The sequence below is a fragment of the Terrihabitans soli genome, from assembly GCF_014191545.1.
GTDB classification, from domain to species: Bacteria; Pseudomonadota; Alphaproteobacteria; order Rhizobiales; family Methylopilaceae; genus Flaviflagellibacter; species Flaviflagellibacter soli.
Genome location: NZ_AP023361.1, coordinates 231145 through 246230, shown reverse-complemented (window position 1 = coordinate 246230; position 15086 = coordinate 231145). Strand labels below are relative to the sequence as shown.

The 15086-nt window shown below is 61.7% G+C and carries 13 protein-coding genes; 7 read left to right on the top strand and 6 right to left on the bottom strand.

All coding sequences use genetic code 11. The annotated features are described in order from the left end of the window. Positions 1–51 precede the first annotated feature (51 nt). The 3 genes from frc to IZ6_RS01320 form a co-directional block, all read right to left on the bottom strand. Positions 52–1302: a formyl-CoA transferase gene (frc, locus tag IZ6_RS01330; RefSeq protein ID WP_222876235.1), complete on the bottom strand. Its 1251-nt coding sequence runs from the start codon at positions 1300–1302 to the stop codon at positions 52–54. A gap of 272 nt (positions 1303–1574) precedes the next feature. Further along, positions 1575–3326, bottom strand: coding sequence for an oxalyl-CoA decarboxylase (oxc, locus tag IZ6_RS01325; protein ID WP_222876234.1), 1752 nt, complete (start codon positions 3324–3326; stop codon positions 1575–1577). Between the two features lie 173 nt (positions 3327–3499). Further along, complete coding sequence (locus IZ6_RS01320; protein WP_225873963.1) at positions 3500–4189, bottom strand: GntR family transcriptional regulator; 690 nt, start codon at positions 4187–4189, stop codon at positions 3500–3502. 401 nt (positions 4190–4590) lie between these two features. Between IZ6_RS01320 and IZ6_RS01315 the strand changes: the two genes are divergently transcribed. Next, positions 4591–4998: a CBS domain-containing protein gene (locus tag IZ6_RS01315; protein WP_222876233.1), complete on the top strand. Its 408-nt coding sequence runs from the start codon at positions 4591–4593 to the stop codon at positions 4996–4998. Positions 4999–5104: 106 nt separating this feature from the next. Here IZ6_RS01315 and IZ6_RS01310 read toward each other — a convergent pair whose 3' ends face one another. From IZ6_RS01310 to IZ6_RS01300, 3 genes are all read right to left on the bottom strand, one after another. After that, positions 5105–6646, bottom strand: coding sequence for a tripartite tricarboxylate transporter permease (locus IZ6_RS01310; RefSeq protein ID WP_222876232.1), 1542 nt, complete (start codon positions 6644–6646; stop codon positions 5105–5107). Positions 6647–6762: 116 nt separating this feature from the next. Further along, positions 6763–7272, bottom strand: coding sequence for a tripartite tricarboxylate transporter TctB family protein (locus tag IZ6_RS01305; RefSeq protein WP_222876231.1), 510 nt, complete (start codon positions 7270–7272; stop codon positions 6763–6765). Positions 7273–7611: 339 nt separating this feature from the next. Beyond that, a complete protein-coding gene (locus tag IZ6_RS01300; RefSeq protein WP_222876230.1) occupies positions 7612–8619 on the bottom strand; it encodes a Bug family tripartite tricarboxylate transporter substrate binding protein in 1008 nt (335 codons plus the stop codon). A gap of 378 nt (positions 8620–8997) precedes the next feature. Between IZ6_RS01300 and gcl the strand changes: the two genes are divergently transcribed. From gcl to IZ6_RS01270, 6 genes are all read left to right on the top strand, one after another. Then, entirely contained in the window at positions 8998–10764 is a 1767-nt protein-coding gene (gene gcl / locus IZ6_RS01295) for a glyoxylate carboligase (protein ID WP_222876229.1), read from the top strand. A gap of 47 nt (positions 10765–10811) precedes the next feature. Further along, complete coding sequence (gene hyi, locus IZ6_RS01290; RefSeq protein WP_222876228.1) at positions 10812–11579, top strand: hydroxypyruvate isomerase; 768 nt, start codon at positions 10812–10814, stop codon at positions 11577–11579. 39 nt (positions 11580–11618) lie between these two features. Beyond that, the gene (locus IZ6_RS01285; RefSeq protein ID WP_222876227.1) at positions 11619–12509 is read left to right on the top strand and encodes a 2-hydroxy-3-oxopropionate reductase; all 891 of its coding nucleotides are present in this window, start codon (positions 11619–11621) and stop codon (positions 12507–12509) included. 140 nt (positions 12510–12649) lie between these two features. Beyond that, positions 12650–13624 (top strand): 2-dehydropantoate 2-reductase, encoded by a 975-nt coding sequence (locus IZ6_RS01280; protein WP_222876226.1) that lies wholly within the window; start codon positions 12650–12652, stop codon positions 13622–13624. Positions 13625–13751: 127 nt separating this feature from the next. Then, a complete protein-coding gene (locus tag IZ6_RS01275) occupies positions 13752–14336 on the top strand; it encodes an HPF/RaiA family ribosome-associated protein (RefSeq protein WP_222876225.1) in 585 nt (194 codons plus the stop codon). Between the two features lie 396 nt (positions 14337–14732). Next, entirely contained in the window at positions 14733–15053 is a 321-nt protein-coding gene (locus tag IZ6_RS01270; protein ID WP_222876224.1) for a hypothetical protein, read from the top strand. Positions 15054–15086 lie beyond the last annotated feature (33 nt).

Genomic DNA, 15086 nt, shown 5'->3' with positions numbered 1-15086 from the left:
AAAAGGCCGCTCGTGAGAGCGGCCTTTCTTGTGCGTACCTGAAGAACCGTATCAGACGGCCTTGAGGTCGTGCAGCTTGGTGATGTCTTCCTGGCTGTAGCCGAGACCCGCAAGCACTTCGTTCGTGTGCTGGCCGAGGAGCGGCGAAGCCACGATTTCCGGTTTGTAGTTCGAGAACTTGATCGGCGAGCCGACCGTCAGATACTTGCCGATCTGCGGATGGTCGACTTCGACAACGGTGCCGCTTTCACGCAGCGACTTGTCTTCGGCGATTTCCTTCATCGACAGAACCGGCGAGCACGGGATGTCGAATTTGCGCAGAATGTCGACCGCTTCGAACTTGGTCTTGTCGGCGAGCCAGTCTTCGATCGTCTTGAAGATATCGAAAATCTTGTCCTGACGGGCGCGCGGCGTGTTGTAGGCCGCGTCCTCGATCCACTCTTCCTTGCCGAGAGCTTTGCAGATCGGCGCCCAGGCATGACCCTGGATGGTGAAGTAGATGTAGGCGTTCGGGTCGGTTTCCCAGCCCTTGCACTTCAGAACCCAGCCCGGCTGACCGCCGCCGCCGGCATTGCCGCCGCGCGGAACGACGTCCGAGAACGAGCCGTGCGGATACTGCGGATACTCTTCGAGATAGCCGATGGCATCCAGACGCTGCTGGTCGCGCAGCTTGACGCGGCAGAGATTGAGCACCGAGTCCTGCATGGACACGGCGACCTTCTGGCCCTTGCCGGTCTTGTTCTTGTGATGCAGCGCCGTGAGGATGCCGATCGCAAGGTGCATACCGGTGTTCGAGTCGCCGAGCGCGGCAGCCGACACGGTCGGCGGGCCGTCCCAGAAACCGGTGGTCGACGCAGCGCCGCCGGCGCACTGCGCGACGTTCTCGTAAACCTTCAGATCTTCGTAGTGATGGCCGTCCGAGAAGCCCTTCACCGAAGCGAGGATCATGCCCGGATTGATCTTCTGGATGTTGTCCCAGGAGAAGCCCATGCGGTCGAGAGCGCCGGGGCCGAAGTTCTCGACCATGACGTCCGATTCCTTGATGAGCTTGGTGAGGACGTCCTTACCTTCCTGCGTCTTCGTGTCGAGCGTCAGCGAACGCTTGTTCGAATTCAGCATGGTGAAGTAGAGCGCGTCCGCGCCTTCCACGTGGCGCAGCTGCGAGCGCGTCACGTCGCCGGCACCCGGACGCTCGACCTTGATAACGTCGGCGCCGAACCAGGCGAGAAGCTGCGTGCAGGCCGGACCGGCCTGGACGTGCGTGAAGTCGATGATTTTGATCCCTTCAAGCGGCTTTGTCATGATGGGTCAGTTTCCCTTATTCAGCGTTGAACCTGATATCCCGGACGCTGCCGTCCGGGAGCGAATTTCTCTGCCTTGCGGTGAGGCCCGGCAGGGTGGAAATCGTGGCGATTAGCTAGCCGATTTTTTTCTCAGCTGCCAGTCGTCGGAACCTCCTTCAGCGGCGCGCTTCTCTCGCACTCTTTCTTCGTTTTGCACGGTCTCAAGGCACCGTGAGGCCTCATATAAACATCCCGGGCGAGGGTTGAAGCCCGCCCGGGATGTAAAGGAATTTAGGCCTTTTTCTTACCGACGACCGATTGCGGGTTGAGGTTTCCGATATTGCCGGATTCGGAGCCTGCTTCGGGGTCGATGACGGCGTTGATGAGGGCCGGCTTCTTTGAGTTCATGGCCTCATCGACCATGCGCTTCAGCTCGTCGGGGCTCGTGGCGTAATAGCCCTTGCCGCCGAAGGCCTCCATCATCTTGTCGTAGCGCGCATCCGGCACAAACACCGTGGTGCCCGGATCGCGGCCCGTCGGGTCCTTGTCGATGCCGCGATAGATGCCGTTATTGTTGAAGATGACGATCGTCACCGGCAGCTGGTAGCGGCAGATCGTTTCGACTTCCATGCCTGAGAAGCCGAAGGCGCTGTCGCCTTCGACCGCCAGAACCGGAAGACCGGTCTCGACGGCCGCTGCGATCGCAGAACCCATGCCGACGCCCATGACGCCCCAGGTGCCGACATCGAGGCGCTTGCGCGGCTTGTACATATCGATGATGCCGCGGGCCAGATCGAGCGTGTTGGCGCCCTCATTGACGAGGATCGCGTCCGGACGCTCCTTGATGACCTGCTTGAGGGCACCCAGCGCCGAGTGGAAGTCCATCGGCGAGGAGTTCTTGCCGAGCTTGGACGCCATCTTGGCGATGTTCTGCTCTTTCTTGTCGTTGATCGTCTTGACCCAGTCGGCCGGCGGCGCCTGCCACTTGCCGTCGATCGCCTTGTTCAGCTCGTTCAGAACCGAGCCGATATCGCCGACGAGCGGCGCTGCGATCTCGATATTCGAATCCATTTCCTTGGGCTCGATATCGATCTGGATGAACTTCTTCGAGCCCTTCGGGCCCCACTGCTTGCCCTTGCCGTGGCTGAGCAGCCAGTTGAGACGGGCGCCGACGAGAACGACGACATCCGATTCCAGAAGAGCGGTGGAGCGGGCAGCACCGGCCGACTGCGGATGGTTGTCCGGCAGAAGACCCTTGGCCATCGACATCGGCAGGAAGGGAATGCCGCTCTTCTCGACGAAGGTACGCACTTCCGCATCGGCCTGCGCATACGCAGCACCTTTACCGAGAATGATGAGAGGCTTCTTTGCGCCCTTCAGCACATCGATCGCACGCTTGACGGCATCGGGGCCCGGGATCTGGGCCGGGGCCGCATCGATCACCTTCACAAGGCTCTCAGTGCCCTTCGAGGCTTCGAGAACCTGGCTGAAGAGTTTGGCCGGCAGATCGAGATAGACGCCGCCCGGACGGCCCGACACCGCCGCGCGGATCGCGCGGGCAACGCCGATGCCGATGTCTTCGGCGTGCAGAACGCGATAGGCCGCTTTGCAGAGCGGCTTTGCGATCGCCAGCTGATCCATCTCCTCATAATCGCCCTGCATCAGGTCGACCACTTCGCGCTCCGAGGAGCCCGAGATCAGGATCATCGGCCAGCAGTTTGTGGTGGCGTGAGCCAGAGCCGTCAGGCCGTTGAGGAAGCCCGGCGCCGACACCGTCAGGCAGATGCCCGGCTTCTTCGTCAGAAAGCCGGCGATGGCAGCCGCGTTACCCGCGTTCTGCTCGTGGCGGAACGAGATGACGCGCATGCCGTTCGCCTGCGCCAGACGTCCAAGATCGGTGATCGGAATACCCGGGACGCCGTAGATCGTCTCAATGCCGTTCAGCTTCAGCGCATCGATGACCAGATGGAAGCCGTCCGTCAACTCCTGCTGGCTCTCGGCGTTCGCAGCCAATTCTTTTACCGTCTCCACAGCCGTCACCATGGACGTCCTCCTTCAAAAATCGTTGCCGTCGCCTCTTCGGGGGCTTAGCGCAGGCTCGCCCATAGCCGAATTGGCCCTTGAATGCCACCGTAATCGGACAGGCCCGAACCCGGACTGTAACGATTGCGGAGGCACCCCCTCCCCCTCCCGCGTACGGGCCTTAAACCGGCCCTTTACTCGGGAAAAACTCCATGCCGTTCGACATGCGTGCCGAGCCCCAGAGTGTGCTCGCGCACCAGCCGTTCCGCCCGGTCGCCATCGCGCGCTTCAAGCGCGGCGATGATCCCCGCATGCTCGCGCCGCGAGGTCTCAAAGCGGCCCTCCTGGCGGATCGACACCGCCCGGATCGCCCGCATGTGCAAAATAAGATTGTCCGACAGATCCATGATCTGCTTGTTGCCGCCGAGCCGGATGATGGCCTGGTGGAAGGCGACGTTCTTCTCCGAATATTCGGAGACATCGTCTTCGCTCTCATCGCCGCCATAGACGCGCTTCAGCTGAACGAGGTCCTTGTCACTGGCGCGCGCTGCCGCCAGCCGTGCCGACATGCTCTCAAGCGCTGCCCATACGGTAATGAGTTCGAGGATCTGCGCCTTGGTCTTGCGGACCACAAAAATGCCGCGCCGCGGCACCGAGCGCACAAAGCCCTCTTGTTCCAGAAGTGTAATGGCTTCGCGGATGGGCGTGCGCGACACGCCAAGCTCCGCCGAGAGCTGGCGCTCATCAAGGCGGATCGGCTGCTCGGAGCCGTAAATGTCCATGCCCATGATCGCCTTCTTCAAGGCGTCATAGGCCAGAACCCGCAGGCTGACATTGACGCCCAAGGGCTCCACATGGAGCTTCGGTGACGCAAGCTGCTGCAAAAGATCAAAATTCCCACGGGAACGCGCCCTTTAAAAGCCTGCCTCAAACGGGCGGCCGCGGGACGCGATGCGCGCATATGGTCTACTGTATGCCACAGCCGCACGCAATCAGATTCACACCAATGTCATGCCCTTCCGATCACAGGGCGGAGCGTCCGTTAAGACCCCACCGCTCCAAGAGCAGCAACGGTTTCCGGTTCAAGGACTTGGCCCTTATCGGCCGGTTCGGGCCGGCAAGGGCCCTGGCAGCCTCCGGCACCAAAACCGAATAAAGGGGGCAACGTCTCTCCGGAGCGGGCTTCGGTTTGACAGAGGCACCCTCCCCCCCTCACCCTTCGGCAAGCGTTGAAACGGAGAATCCGAACCTCGGTCACCCGAGGGTTCGGCAAAAAGGAGATCCGATGAAGGTCGCCGAACTCCTGAGGAAGAAGGGCACGCGCATTCTGACGGCGCGCATGGACGAGCCGGTCGAGACGGCGGCGCGTCTCCTCAGCAAGGAGAATGTCGGGGCGCTGGTCGTCAAGGACTCGGTCGGCACCGAAGGCGACACGATTGTCGGCATGTTCTCAGAACGCGATCTTCTGCACGCCGTCGTCGAGCATGGCGCGGCCGCACTCAAAAAGCCGGTCTCGGCTCTGATGTCGCGCAAGGTCATCTCCTGCCATCCGAACGATGATCTCAAAATCGTGCTCGAGCTGATGGACCGCCATTATGTGCGCCATCTGCCCGTCATCGACGGCACGACGCTTATCGGCGTCGTCTCGATCAGAGACTTCATTGCGCTCCGCCTTGAGGAGTTGGCTGGCTGAACCTCGCTGTTGCGAGGGTTCAGCAACCAAAAATCGGAGCACAGGCTCAAAACAAAAAGCCGGGCGCTTGCGCGCCCGGCTTTGTCGTTACGTTGTCTGACGTCGATCAGACGGCTTTGGTCTCAACCTGACCGTCATCCTCGTCGGCGCCGCCCTTCTTGCCGAGCAGGCGGCCGAGAAGGAACGAGATCGCCGGCCAGAACAGCATCAGCAGCGCGAGCGTCACAAGACCGCCGACAAGCCAGTTCGACCAGAAGACCGTGAGGTCGCCCTGGCTGACCAGCATGGCCTGACGGAAGGCCGATTCAGCCATATCGCCAAGCACCAGCGCCAGAACCAGAGGCGCCAGCGGATAGTTCAGCTTCTTGAACACGTAACCGAGCAGGCCGAAGAACAGCATGACGGCAACGTCGCCGAACGCATTGTGCACCGTGTACGCACCGACCGCGCAGATCACGAGGATCACGGGAGCGATGATCGAGAACGGAATGCGCAGGATCGAGGCAAACAGCGGCACCGTCGTCAGAACGACGAGAAGGCCCGCGATATTGCCGAGATAGATCGAGGCGATCAGACCCCAGACGAATTCCTTCTGTTCGACGAACAGAAGCGGACCCGGCTGAAGACCCCAGATCAGAAGACCGCCGAGCATGACGGCCGCCGTCGGCGAGCCGGGAATGCCGAGCGTCAGCATCGGGAGCAGAGCCGAAGTACCGGCGGCATGCGCCGCGGTCTCGGGCGCCACAACGCCTTCGAGTTCGCCCGTGCCGAAGAACCGGCCACGCTTCGAGAAGCGCTTGGCCAGACCGTAGGACATGAACGAGGCCGGCGTTGCGCCGCCCGGCGTGATGCCCATCCAGCAGCCGACGACCGCCCCGCGGATGATCGTCGCCCAATGCTGCGGGATCTGCTTCCAGGTCTGCCAGACAACGGTCGGCGAGATCGTCGCCGACTTGCCCTTGAACGACAGTCCTTCTTCGATCGTCAGCAGAATCTCGCCGACGCCGAACAGGCCGATAACCGCGATCAGGAAGTCAAAGCCGCGCAGCAGCTCGACCGTGCCGAACGTCATGCGCAGCGTGCCCGTCACCGAGTCGAGACCGACCGCGGCAAGAGCAAAGCCGAGCATCATCGCCGCCAGAACCTTGAACGGCGATTCCTTGCCCATGCCCACGAAGGAGCAGAAGGTCAAAAGATAGACGCCGAAGAACTCGGCCGGGCCGAATTCAAGCGCAAAGTCCGCGATGATCGGCGCAAGGAAGGTGATCAGAAGGACCGCCACCGTGCCGCCGAGGAAGGACGAGGTGAAGGCTGCTGTGAGCGCTTCGCCGGCCCGTCCCTTCTGCGCCATCGGATGGCCGTCAAAGGTCGTCGCAACAGACCAGGGCTCGCCCGGAATGTTGAACAGGACCGAGGTGATCGCGCCGCCGAACAGCGCGCCCCAATAGATCGACGACAGCATGATGATCGCCGACACCGGCGACATCGAGAATGTCAGCGGCAGAAGGATGGCAACGCCGTTGGCGCCGCCAAGACCCGGCAGCACGCCGATGAGAACGCCCAGTGTGACGCCGAGGAACATGTAGAAAATGTTCCACGGATCGCCGAGAACGCCGAAGCCTTCAATGAGTGAGTATAACGCGTCCAAGACCCCCTCCGGAGCGCCGGTCCTGCCTTAAGGGCTGAAGGACTTCTAGTGGCGCTGTTCTTTTGTGAAACTCAAATGACGCCGCAGCAGACCCCCTGCCGCGGCGAGACTGATCGTCAGTAGCCGAGGAAGTTCTCAACCGGGCCCTTGGGCAGCGGAATGAGGAACCAGATCTCGAACAGGATGAAGAGTGCCAAAGGCACGCCGATCGCGACCGGGATCGCTTTCAGGATGTTGTACTTGCCAATCGCCACCATGAAGAAGGCGATGAAGATCGCGCCGGCCACGTAAAGGCCAAGGAACGGGATCGCCGCAACATACACAGCCGTCGGAACGAGAACCGCCAGAACCATTTTGAGCTGGCCCTTCTCGACGAAGGTCTCAAGGTTCGGCGTCTTCGTGATGATCGACTGCACGAGCGTACCCAAGCTCGCGATAAACATGATCAGCCCGATATAGAACGGGAAGTAACCCGCCTGCGGACCATCCGACGCCCATTTGGCGCCGATGCCCCAGCTGTCCCACATCACGACGCAGGACAGCGCCATGAAAAGGAGCGCCACGACCGCGTCGACCGAGCGGTACGACACCGTGTATTCGCCCGGTGCGCTGCTATGCTTGCTCATCTGACCCCCTCAAAACTTCAAAAGACGGCCCATCCTCAGGACGGCCGTACACCCCAAAACCTCAGGACCTGTATGTACAGGCCCCGAAGACACTCAAGGTCCGCCCCCTATCCCGGGACCGGAAGAAGAACCCGGCACGCTGAAGAGCCGGAAGAAACCATTGTTCTTCTGAACTCCGGCAACAGCCGGGTTCAGTGCTGTTGCCGAACCCTTCCAACAGTCAGGTTCAGCTCCCTTTTGCTGAACCCTGACAACAGTCAGGTTCAGTTAACTTTTGCTCTCACAGAAAAAAACGCCCCTGGCTCAGTGGAGCCGGGGGCGTTCTCTCATCTCGTCAGATCACTTCAGGAAGCCGGCCTTCTGCATCAGGTCCTTGTGGCGCGCTTCCGCGTCAGCAACCCAAGCTTTGTATTCGGCTCCGCTCAGAGTGGTCGTGTTGAACGCACCCTTGGCCATGAACGACTTCCATTCGTCGGTCGCAGCGACCTTCTTGAAGAGGTCGACATAGAAGTCGACCGCAGCCTGGTCCACGCCCGACGGCATGAAGATGCCGCGCAGCATCAGATAGTCCGTGTTGATGCCGGACTCGATGCAGGTCGGGATGTCCGACCAGGCCATGTCCGAGGTCACCTTGTCGGTGTACTTCAGGCGTTCCTTGTCGAACACGCACAGCGGACGGACCTTGCCGGCGCGCCACTGGGCAACCGCTTCGATCGGGTTGTTCACCGTCGAGGTCACGTGACCGCCAACCAGCTGCGTGACGACGTCGCCGCCGCCCTTGAACGGAACATAGGTGAACTTCGCACCCGTCGTCTGCTCAAGAGCCGCCGTGATGATCTGGTCTTCCTGCTTGGTGCCGGTACCAGCCATCTTGAAGTCGTTCGGCTTGGACGCCTTCAGAGCCGTCAGGTAATCGCCCGCCGTCTTGTACGGAGACTCCGAGTTCACCCACAGGACGAATTCGTCAAGCGCCAGCATCGAAACCGGCGTGATGTCCTGCCAGCTGAACGGAATGCCCGTCGACAGAGGCGTCGTGAACAGGTTCGACAGCGTGATGATGATCTTGTGCGGATTGCCGGCCGAGCCCTTAACGTCGAGGAAGCCCTCGCCGCCGGCGCCGCCCGACTTGTTCAGAACAACAAGCGACTGATCCATCAGCTCGTGCTTCTGAATAACACCCTGAAGCGTGCGCGCCATCTGGTCGGCGCCGCCGCCCGTGCCGGCCGGCACGATAAACTCAACCGTCTTCGTCGGCTTCCACTGCGCAGACGCACTCACCGTCAGCGCAAGAACAGCAGCCGCAGCCACCGCACCGCAAGACGCAATTCGGGATAGCTCTTTCTTCATCGCGTTCTCTCTCTCCCAGTCTCGTCCGCTCTTGACCGGCGGATCCCAGCAACCCGCGGATGCGGGTTCGTGCCCTGCCGGCCCGTTAATGGGTCCGGCTAAAGCGCGCGCAGTATATTGCGTGCCTTGGCGATGGCAATATCGCAAACTGAGGGCGTATTCACGTCTACTTTTGGCTGAAAGGGAGCGACATTTTGGCTCCCATAGGGTTTCCGGCTGCGCCTTCCCCCGGGGTGAGACCGCAGGCCGCTCACGCTAGTGTTACTTTCGTGTTGCGGTCCCGGGCTGATTGTGGCACGGCCTAGCCCGAACAAAATCTCCATCAATAATAAAGTGGCTCCCTTACAGCGGGGCGCCGTCAGCGTGAAGGAATTGCACATGGCCAAGATGCGCGCCGTAGACGCGGCCGTCCGTGTCCTGGAGAAGGAAGGCGTCAAACTCGCCTTCGGCGTCCCCGGCGCCGCCATCAACCCTCTCTATTCTGCGATGAAAGCCCGTGGCTCGATCGGCCACGTCCTGGCCCGTCATGTCGAGGGCGCCTCGCATATGGCCGAGGGCTATACCCGTGCGGTTGCCGGCAATATCGGCGTCTGCATCGGCACGTCCGGCCCCGCCGGCACGGACATGATCACCGGCCTCTATTCGGCCCAGGCCGACAGCATTCCGATCCTCTGCATTACCGGCCAGGCGCCGCGCGCCCGCCTCTATAAAGAGGACTTCCAGGCCGTCGATATCGAGAGCATCGCCAAGCCCGTCACCAAATGGGCCGTCACGGTCCGTGAACCGGCCCTTGTACCGATGGTGTTCCAGCAGGCCTTCCATCTGATGCGGTCTGGCCGCCCCGGCCCCGTCCTCATCGACCTTCCGGTCGACGTGCAGACGGCCGAGATCGAATTCGACGAAGATACCTACGAGCCGCTGCAGGTCTACAAGCCGAAGGCGACGCGCAAGCAGGCCGAGAAAGCCATCCAGATGCTCAACGAGGCCGAGCGCCCGCTGATCGTCGCCGGCGGCGGCATTATCAATGCCGACGCCTCCGAACTTCTGGTTGAGTTCGCCGAACTGACGGGCGTTCCGGTCATCCCGACCCTGATGGGCTGGGGCACGATCCCGGACGATCACGACCTGATGGCCGGCATGTGCGGCCTGCAGACGAGCCACCGCTACGGCAATGCGACCATGCTGGCCTCGGACTTCGTCTTCGGCATCGGCAACCGCTTCGCCAACCGCCACACCGGCTCGGTCGAGGTCTATACCGCCGGCCGCAAATTCATCCATGTCGACATCGAGCCGACCCAGATCGGCCGCGTGTTCGGCCCCGATTTCGGCATCGTCTCCGACGCCAAGGCCGCGCTTGAGCTCTTCGTTGAGGTCGCCAAGGATCTCAAGAAGAAGGGCAAGCTCAAGGACCGTTCGAAATGGGCGGCCGACTGCCTCGACCGCAAGCGCCGCATGCAACGCAAGACGCATTTCGACAACGTCCCGCTGAAGCCGCAGCGCGTCTATGAAGAAATGAACACCGCGTTCGGCAAGGACACCGTCTATGTCACGACGATCGGCCTGTCGCAGATCGCCGGCGCGCAGTTCCTGCGCGTCTACAAGCCGCGCCACTGGATCAATTGCGGCCAGGCCGGCCCGCTCGGCTGGACGCTGCCCGCAGCTCTCGGCGTGCGCGCCGCGCGTCCGGATGCGCATATCGTTGCGCTCTCGGGCGACTATGACTTCCAGTTCCTCATCGAGGAACTTGCGGTCGGCGCGCAGCACAAGCTGCCTTACCTGCATGTCGTCGTGAACAACTCGTATCTCGGCCTCATCCGCCAGGCGCAGCGCGGCTTCAACATGGACTTCGAGGTGTCGCTCTCCTTCGATAACATCAACACCGAAGAAGAGACGGGCGCTTACGGCGTCGACCATGTCGCCGTGGCCGAAGGCCTCGGCTGCAAAGCGGTCCGCGTGAAATCGCCGAACGAGTTCCAGGACGCGTTCGCGCGCGCCGAGGCACTCATGAAGGAACATCAGGTGCCGGTCGTGATCGAGTTCATTCTCGAGCGCGTGACCAACATCGCCATGGGCACCGAGATCGACAAGATCAACGAGTTCGAGGACGTCCTCGATCTCGCCCCGGAGAGCATCCCGGCCGAGTAATCGGCCGGGCTTCGCCCGATTGTATTTACATTTGAGGGAGGACGCCTGTGCCGAAATTTGCGGCTAACCTGACTATGCTTTTCAACGAAGTCGGCTTTCTCGACCGCTTCGATGCCGCTGCAAAAGCCGGATTCAAAGGCGTGGAGTATCTCTTCCCCTACGACTTCAAGGCCGACGAAATCGTCGCCAAGCTGAAGGCGAACAATCTCACCCAGGTTCTGCACAATCTGCCGGCCGGCAATTGGGGCGGCGGCGAGCGCGGCATTGCCGTGCTTCCCGATCGCGTCGACGAATTCAAGGCTGGCGTCGACAAGGCGATCGAATACGCCACCGCGCTCGGCTGCAAGCAGGTGAACTGCCTTGCCGGCATTCCGAAGGATGTCGATGCCGCGACCGCGCACAAGACGCTTGTCGCCAACCTGAAATACGCGGCGCCGAAGCTGAAGGCCGCCGGCATCAAGCTTCTCGTCGAGGCGATCAACACCCGCGACATTCCGGGCTTCTTCGTCACCACGACCAAGCAGTGCCTGGCGATCATCGATGAAGTCGGCACGGACAATATCTTTGTCCAGTACGACATCTATCACATGCAGATCATGGAAGGTGACCTCGCCAAGACGATCGAGGCGAACCTTTCGAAGATCGCCCACATCCAGCTGGCCGACAATCCGGGCCGCAACGAACCGGGCACCGGCGAAATCAACTATCCGTTCCTGTTCGACTATATCGACAAGCTCGGTTACTCGGGCTGGATCGGCTGCGAATACAAACCGAAGACGGAAACCGTCGCGGGCCTCGGCTGGCTGCCGAAGTAACCCGCAAGACCCGTCCATACACCTCTAAGGGGATACGTCATGGCTAAGACACTCGGCTTTATCGGCCTCGGCATCATGGGCAAGCCCATGGCTGGCCATCTCATTGCCGCCGGCAACACGGTGCACCTCTACACGATCGAAGGCGTGCCGGAAGATCTCGTCGCCGCGGGCGGCAAGAAGGCCGGCAGCGCGGCTGAGGTCGCGAAAGCGGCCGACATCATTTTCACCATGGTGCCCGACACCCACCATGTCGAAGACGTGCTCTTCGGCAAGAACGGCGTCGCCGAAGGCTTCGGCAAGGGCAAGATCGTCGTCGACATGTCGTCGATCTCGCCGATCGAGACCAAGAAGTTCGCCAAGAAGATCGAAGATCTCGGCGGCAAGTATATCGACGCTCCGGTGTCGGGCGGTGAAGTCGGCGCGAAAGCCGCCTCGCTGACCATCATGTGCGGCGGCGACCAGGCGATCTTCGACGAAGTGAAGCCCCTGCTCGAGAAGATGGGCAAGAACATCACGCTCGTCGGCGGCAATGGCGACGGTCAGACCACCAAGGTCGCCAATCAGATCATCGTCGCCCTCAACATCCAGGCCGTGGCCGAAGCGCTCGTCTTCGCCGCCAAGGCCGGCGCCGACCCGGCCAAGGTCCGCGAAGCGCTGATGGGCGGGTTCGCCAATTCGCGCATTCTCGAAGTGCATGGCGAACGCATGGTCAAGCGCACCTTCAATCCGGGCTTCCGCATCGAACTGCACCAGAAGGACCTCAACCTCGCCCTCACCGGCGCGCGGTCCCTCGGCGTTGCTCTGCCGAACACGGCGACGGCAGCTCAGCTGATGAACGGCCTTGCGGCCAATGGCGGCGCCCAGCTCGACCACTCGGCCCTGATCAAGGCCATCGAGCTGCTCTCGGGCCACGAAATCGCCAAGGGCTGATAGCGTTTGCATCCGGGGCGGGTTTTGAACATAACTGCCCCATGACAGCGAAAAGGGAGCGCGATAACGCGCTCCCACGGACAAAAAGCCCGGCCGCAGCAGGACTTGCGCGGCACCGGGAGCCGACAGGAGGGGTTTGAATGAAGATCTGCATCTACGGAGCAGGCGCGATCGGCGGCTATATGGGCGTGCAGCTTGCGCGCGCGGGTGCCGAGGTCAGCCTGGTCGCTCGCGGGCCCCATCTGGAAGCCATGAAGAAGAACGGCCTGAAACTCATCATCGACGGTGAGGAGAGGGTCGAACAGCTGAACTGCACCTCCGATCCGAAAGAGCTCGGCCCGCAGGACTATGTCATCATCGCGCTCAAGGCCCATTCGGTGCCGAACGTGGTCGATGCCATGCAGCCGCTTCTCGGCAACGACACCTCGGTCGTCACCGCCGTCAACGGGGTGCCGTACTGGTATTTCTACAAATTCGGCGGCGCCTATGAAGGCCGCACGCTCGAGACGATCGATCCCGGCGCCAAGCAGTGGAACGCTCTGCGTCCCGAACGCGCCATCGGCTGCATCGTCTATCCGGCGACGGAAGTCGTGGAACCCGGCGTCATCCAGCACGTCTATGGCGACAAATTCCCGATCGGCGAGCCTTCGGGCGAGAAGACCGCGCGCATCGAGAGACTGTCGGAAGTCATGAATGCCGGCGGCCTGCGCGCTCCGGTCATGGAAAACATCCGCGACGAACTCTGGCTGAAGCTGTGGGGCAATCTCTGCTTCAACCCGATCTCGGCGCTGACCCATGCGACGCTCGATATCATCGCGTCCGATCCCGGCACGCGCGCCGTAGCGAAGGCCATGATGCTCGAAGCCCAGGAAATCGCGACCAAGCAGGGTGTGCATTTCCGCGTCGACGTCGAACGCCGCATCAACGGCGCGGGCGCTGTCGGCGCCCACAAGACGTCCATGCTGCAGGATCTCGAGCGCGGCCGCCCGATGGAAATCGAGCCGCTCGTCACCGTCGTCCAGGAAATGGGACGCATGATGGACGTCGCGACGCCCACGCTCGACGTGGTCCTGGCCCTCATCCAGCAGCGCGCCAAGATCGCCGGCCTCAACTAAGCCGCTCGATCTTCAGACGAAATCAGCCCGCCGGAGACCTCTCCGGCGGGCTTTTTCATACCTTCTGTTCAGCGGAAACGATCAGGCCTATCCTTGCGTTGGGATAGGGGGGCACAGGAGGAGTTTGATGCAGATTCCGGCCGAGATTGCCTTTCACAATATTCAGCATTCCGACTGGGCCGAGCAGGCTATCCGCGAAAAGATCGCCCGCCTCGAAAAGCTGTTCGACCGGCTTGTGACCTGCCGGGTACGCGTCGAAAAGCGCGCGAACAATGCGAGCAACGGCCACAACTCGATCCCGCCCGTCGTGCGCATCGAGATCGGAGTGCCCGGCCACAAGGATCTCGTCGTCAGCCACGAACCGGAGCATCTTCAGCAGAAGTTCTCCGATCCCGATATGCGGATCGCCATCAACGAGGCCTTCCGCATCGCCGAGCGGCAATTGCTGGATTTCAAGGAACAGCTGAAGGGCAAGACCAAAGCGCCGTTCAGCGACGCGCAGAACCAGTTCCTCGGCCAGGTGGCGGAACTCGCGCCCGAGCGCGATCACGGCTTCCTGCTTACCAAGGAGGGCGGGCTGCTCTACTTCCACCGCAACAGCCTTCTGAGCGGCGATTTCGATGCGCTGAAGCGCGGCGACCGCGTGCACTATGTCGAAGATCACGGCGATACCGGCCCCACCGCGGTGAAGGTGCGCGTGAAAGCCGATTGAACGGAAATGAAAAACGGGAGGGCCGCCCCTGCGGTCCTCCCGTCGAAATTCTCCGGCGACGCAATACCTGACTGCCGGTCGCCTTCCCAAGAGCAAGCAACCGGCCAACCGCCTTAACGTGCATTAAGCACAAGATATAGCGCTTTTACCTAACGTATGGACGCGCGCGTATTCGTTGGCATCCGATCAGCGCTGCATTTTGCAAAAGCATTCGCAAAATGCGAGGCGCGCGCTTGCCGCAAGCGTTGATCCGTTCCCTTCCCTCACGCAGAAATTATCCGTTTCGACTCATACTTTTAGCCCTGCGCCGCACGAGGAACTTCGAGTCCTCTGAGGGCTTGTCTCTGTAGATGCGGCGCCCGCCCCCAAGCCGCCGCATGGAAAAGGGAGATTTCAATGAAGAAGTATCTAGCACTGACCGCTGCCGTGGCGCTTCTCGCTTCGCCGGCTTTCGCGCAGTCGAACAACTCAAACCTCGAAACGCAGTCCGACGTTCTGGAAGGCGCCCGCCAGTCGCAGCAGCCCGGCGGCATCGGCGCGATGGAGGAAGGCCGCAGTTCGACTCTCGGCGGCGGCTCCGGGTCCAGCAATCTCGAAACAAACAGCGATGTGATCCGCGGCGCGGAGGAGTCGTCTGAGCCCGGCCTGCCGGGCGGTCAGCCGATGGGCGCGACCCATGGCGGCTCGAGCACCAATTCCGGCAATCTCGGTCAGTAACCTCACTCGCGCGGCGTAATTCGCGCAGTGCGG

Coding starts and splice junctions, on each gene's coding strand:
- IZ6_RS01280 (WP_222876226.1), top strand. CDS start 12,650: ATGAAGATCTGCATCTACGGAGCAGGCGCGATCGGCGGCTATATGGGC.
- IZ6_RS01275 (WP_222876225.1), top strand. CDS start 13,752: ATGCAGATTCCGGCCGAGATTGCCTTTCACAATATTCAGCATTCCGAC.
- IZ6_RS01315 (WP_222876233.1), top strand. CDS start 4,591: ATGAAGGTCGCCGAACTCCTGAGGAAGAAGGGCACGCGCATTCTGACG.
- frc (WP_222876235.1), bottom strand. CDS start 1,302: ATGACAAAGCCGCTTGAAGGGATCAAAATCATCGACTTCACGCACGTC.
- oxc (WP_222876234.1), bottom strand. CDS start 3,326: ATGGTGACGGCTGTGGAGACGGTAAAAGAATTGGCTGCGAACGCCGAG.
- IZ6_RS01305 (WP_222876231.1), bottom strand. CDS start 7,272: ATGAGCAAGCATAGCAGCGCACCGGGCGAATACACGGTGTCGTACCGC.
- IZ6_RS01300 (WP_222876230.1), bottom strand. CDS start 8,619: ATGAAGAAAGAGCTATCCCGAATTGCGTCTTGCGGTGCGGTGGCTGCG.
- gcl (WP_222876229.1), top strand. CDS start 8,998: ATGGCCAAGATGCGCGCCGTAGACGCGGCCGTCCGTGTCCTGGAGAAG.
- IZ6_RS01270 (WP_222876224.1), top strand. CDS start 14,733: ATGAAGAAGTATCTAGCACTGACCGCTGCCGTGGCGCTTCTCGCTTCG.
- IZ6_RS01285 (WP_222876227.1), top strand. CDS start 11,619: ATGGCTAAGACACTCGGCTTTATCGGCCTCGGCATCATGGGCAAGCCC.